This window comes from Spirochaetota bacterium, from assembly GCA_034190085.1.
GTDB lineage: Bacteria > Spirochaetota > UBA4802 > UBA4802 > JAFGDQ01 > JAXHTS01.
Map to the genome: position 1 here is coordinate 1 of JAXHTS010000080.1, position 3,665 is coordinate 3,665.

General features: G+C 37.2%; 4 protein-coding genes. All 4 read right to left on the bottom strand.

All coding sequences use genetic code 11. From position 1 onward, the window contains the following. Nucleotides 1–132: 132 nt before the first annotated feature. The 4 genes from SVZ03_16550 to dctP all read right to left on the bottom strand — a co-directional run bounded on the left by SVZ03_16550 (nt 133) and on the right by dctP (nt 3,547). Entirely contained in the window at nt 133–606 is a 474-nt protein-coding gene (locus SVZ03_16550) for a hypothetical protein (GenBank protein MDY6935815.1), read from the bottom strand. Next, the gene (panC, locus tag SVZ03_16555) at nt 594–1,463 is read right to left on the bottom strand and encodes a pantoate--beta-alanine ligase (GenBank protein MDY6935816.1); all 870 of its coding nucleotides are present in this window, start codon (nt 1,461–1,463) and stop codon (nt 594–596) included. Before panC ends, SVZ03_16550 begins: the two co-directional genes overlap by 13 nt. Nucleotides 1,464–1,470: 7 nt before the next feature. Then, nucleotides 1,471–2,328 carry a class I SAM-dependent methyltransferase gene (locus SVZ03_16560; protein ID MDY6935817.1) on the bottom strand — a complete coding sequence of 286 codons (858 nt, stop codon included), beginning with the start codon at nt 2,326–2,328 and terminating at the stop codon, nt 1,471–1,473. 397 nt (nt 2,329–2,725) lie between these two features. Then, nucleotides 2,726–3,547: a TRAP transporter substrate-binding protein DctP gene (dctP, locus tag SVZ03_16565; GenBank protein MDY6935818.1), complete on the bottom strand. Its 822-nt coding sequence runs from the start codon at nt 3,545–3,547 to the stop codon at nt 2,726–2,728. Nucleotides 3,548–3,665 lie beyond the last annotated feature (118 nt).

Here is a 3,665-nt window from a genome sequence, read left to right on the forward strand (position 1 = left end):
ATAAAAGATCAGGATAAACTTGATAGATTAGAGAATCAAGGAAAACTATTTTAGCTGAGTAAAAAAAGCCCCTATGGGGCTCATCAAGCCCCCACCTCTGGTGGGGGTGGTTGTTGACTTTTAATTTTATAATTAGAGTTCTTTCATGTCAAGCTTCCAGTAAGGGCCCTCTTTTACAAAATTGAGTTCCATTCCGTTTTCAACTCTAACAACAGCCCTAGTGCCATTTTGATCGATCCCTATTATTTTATGTTTGTTGATCTCCATTATTACATCATTGCCTGAAGCCTTACCTATAGTAAGCTGCAGTGAGATATAGTCCTTTATTGTCAGTTTATTCATTATCTCTATATTTATCCCAAATTTTTCAGAAAGAGATTTCTTCTGATCGTCCCTCATGGATGATATCATCTTGATTATCTCATTTATCTTTTCTTTGCTTTCTTCTGATAGTAGGTTCAGGACTTTATCTGCATCGGATTTATAATATGCGTTAGTAAATAAATCGAATGCCTCCTCCGGTGTGAGGGCTCCCTCTAATTTGCATGAAAGTGGGACAATTGAGATAGCAAAAAGAATCATCAAAAGTGTCTTTAATATGCGCACTTGAATCCCCTCTTTGAAGCATCTATTATCATATTATCTATTAACCTTGTAGTTCCGAAATATGCTGCAATTGCAATAATTGACTTCCCAGTGATTTTTTCAACTGGTTGTAGATTATAGTAATTCACTATAGAGATGTAGTCTATCATTTTCGGGTTTCCCATTTCTATTAATCCCTTCATCGCATCTGTTATTTTTATACATCTGTACTCTCCTGATTTTATCAATTTCTCAGCCATCTTCATACTCCTGTATATTGAAAGGGCATTCTTTCTCTCCACCTCACTAAGATGTTTATTGCGTGAACTCATAGCTAAGCCATCATCCTCTCTTATGATTGGAGCGATAATAATCCTTACAGGAAAATTGAGGTCAAGCACCATCTTCTCAATGCTAACCGCCTGTTGTATATCCTTTTGCCCAAATACGGAAATATCCGGCAAAACAATATTAAAGAGCTTACTCACTACTGTAAAAACACCCCTAAAGTGACCAGGTCTTGAAGCTCCACAAAGGTTTTCAGATAGCATCGTTACGTCTACATGGGTTAGATTCTCCTTATACATCTCATCCTCATTAGGGATAAACATTAGATCAACGCCAATTCCATCCGCTAATCTGCAATCTCTCTCCAAATCCTTGGGATAGGATTCAAAATCATTTTTATCATTGAATTGAAGCCTATTTACAAATATACTCATCACCTGGTAATCGCAATGTTGTTTGGATATTTCTACTAAGCTTAAGTGCCCCTTATGAAGGAATCCCATTGTAGGCACAAAACCTATTGTTTGTCCCCTCTTCCTTGCTTTGAATACATTTTCCCTTACTTCATCTATTTGTTGTACTATCTTCATGTGTTCCTCACTGTACCCTTATCTTCCTTGCGGATATCAGCATCATGTCGCCCATATAGAATTTTTTGGCCATATAGTCAGCGGTCTTTCTAATAATTGAACCGGCCTTCCCCACACCGCTCCCATAGGTTACATATTTCATCACCTGAAATCCCTTTGCTTCTAACAAATCCTTCAGTGTTTGGAAAGAAAAAAAATATAGATGTTCAGGAAAGTTATAAAATCGCCACCTTTGTTTGAAAAGTTTCATAAAGCTAATCCCCTCGATTCTACATGTGGAGATGTAGAGCATTCCATTATCATCCAGGTCATATTGTGCCTTTTCTAAAACTAGGTCAGGATGATGCATATGTTCAATCGTTGCCCAGAGTGTCATAAGGTGAAATTTATTTTTAAAATCAATCTCAAGGTAGTTGCCATGCATCACATCCAGAGACAATCCTCTGGCAAAATTGACACAATCCTTTGAAAGATCCACACCCCACGAGCGCCATCCACGATCTCTTAGGTAGTTTAAAAAATATCCTGCAGCGCAACCAATATCAAGAACATTCTTTTCGCTGTGTAATTTTTCCTCAAACTCAAAGAAAGCTAAATCCTTCAGATTGAGTTTGATTATCCTTTCAATCTCTGTCTTCATCTCAATGGAGAAATAATTATTGTAACCTCGATCCGTTCTTTTAGTAAAATATTCATTACCGTAATATCTCATTATCTCCCCCTCATCCGGCCGTGGATTGATGAACTCTAATCCACAATATGCGCATTGTGCAAGCTGGAATGATTCCCCCTTTGAAGATTCCTTTCTGAAAAGATTAATAAATTTGTTTGAATTGCAGATAATACATCTCTCAACCATCTCCATAATGTATCATGCCTCCAGATTCCAATCCTATAGTAATGAATGCTGTACTCAGTAGTTGCTGAAATATTTATAAACAATTATTAAAAAAATAGCCAATATGGATTGTCTGAATAAAAGCAAACCATAGGGTAGTAAATCCGTCAAGTAAAAGGATATTGAATTGAGAGCCACGAATATGTATATTAAAGATCCTTGAATGGATGTTAATGGAGAATGAATGATTATGATCGTATATTTTTCAATTCCCCTCTGTCACTCATTCCTGGTTATCCCAGCATTGTTTATAGCCTAATCGCCTCCACTTTCATCATGTAGGATGTGTTCAGCATTAGAGATAGCTGAAAAAGTAGTGCAGAGGAATAAATTAATACGACGTGAAAAGTAATCCTAATGTAATCTATTTTTGCTTTGCACGATATTCATTTCTATATTTTATCACCTCATCTAATAACTTTTTAGGGTACAATTTACCTGCCATTTTATTCCAAATTGGTCTCGTCCTTTTTTTGAAGACCTTAATCTCATCTGGTGTCATTTTCACCTCTGTGCAGCCATATTTTATCATCCCCATTTTCGATTCTTCCAGAACTTTATTCGCTTCAACATCAAGGGTCTTTTCTAACTTCCATGACAATTTTTCAATCCTCTTCCTGTATTCAATTGGTAGTTTGTTCCATTTTTCCATTACAACCATAAATAGATACTGATCGTATCTTATTGGTAGTGGGTTTAGGTACTTTGTAATTGTATAGAGCTGCGCTGCCAACCACCAGGCTGATGGGGATATAGCCCCATCGACGACCCCAGACCTCATTGATGGAACAACCTCAGGCACGTTTACTGGGATTGGGCTAGCCCCAAGAGCCTTCAACACCTCAACCTCTAGGGGACCATGCCAGGTTAATATTTTACTCTTTCTAAAGTCTTCAGGGGTTCTCAAAGGGTATTTTGCTGAATAGAAATGCTCATCTGCGCTCATCCAAAATAGAAGCTTAAAACCATTTTTCTCAGTGATTTTATATATTGTGGGCCTCATCCTATCTCTTATATAACGCGCTTCATCTAAACCGTCAAAGATAAAGGGAAGCTCCATCACAGAGATGCCGGGACAGATGGACTCATTGCCTGTCCCTGAAATCATGGATGCTTGGAGTTGACCAATCCTCATCTTTGCAACATAATCCTCCTCATCATCCATTGTCCCACCAAGATACCAAATAAATTATAAATTTAACTACCAGCTATGCTGGTAAGTTTGGAAGAGTTCCACCTATTATTAGCTTAAAAAATTATTAGTTTAGAAGAAGTTAAAAATTTTTCCTCCTGAACAAAAATAT

Coding starts and splice junctions, on each gene's coding strand:
- panC (MDY6935816.1), bottom strand. CDS start 1,463: ATGAAGATAGTACAACAAATAGATGAAGTAAGGGAAAATGTATTCAAA.
- SVZ03_16560 (MDY6935817.1), bottom strand. CDS start 2,328: ATGGAGATGGTTGAGAGATGTATTATCTGCAATTCAAACAAATTTATT.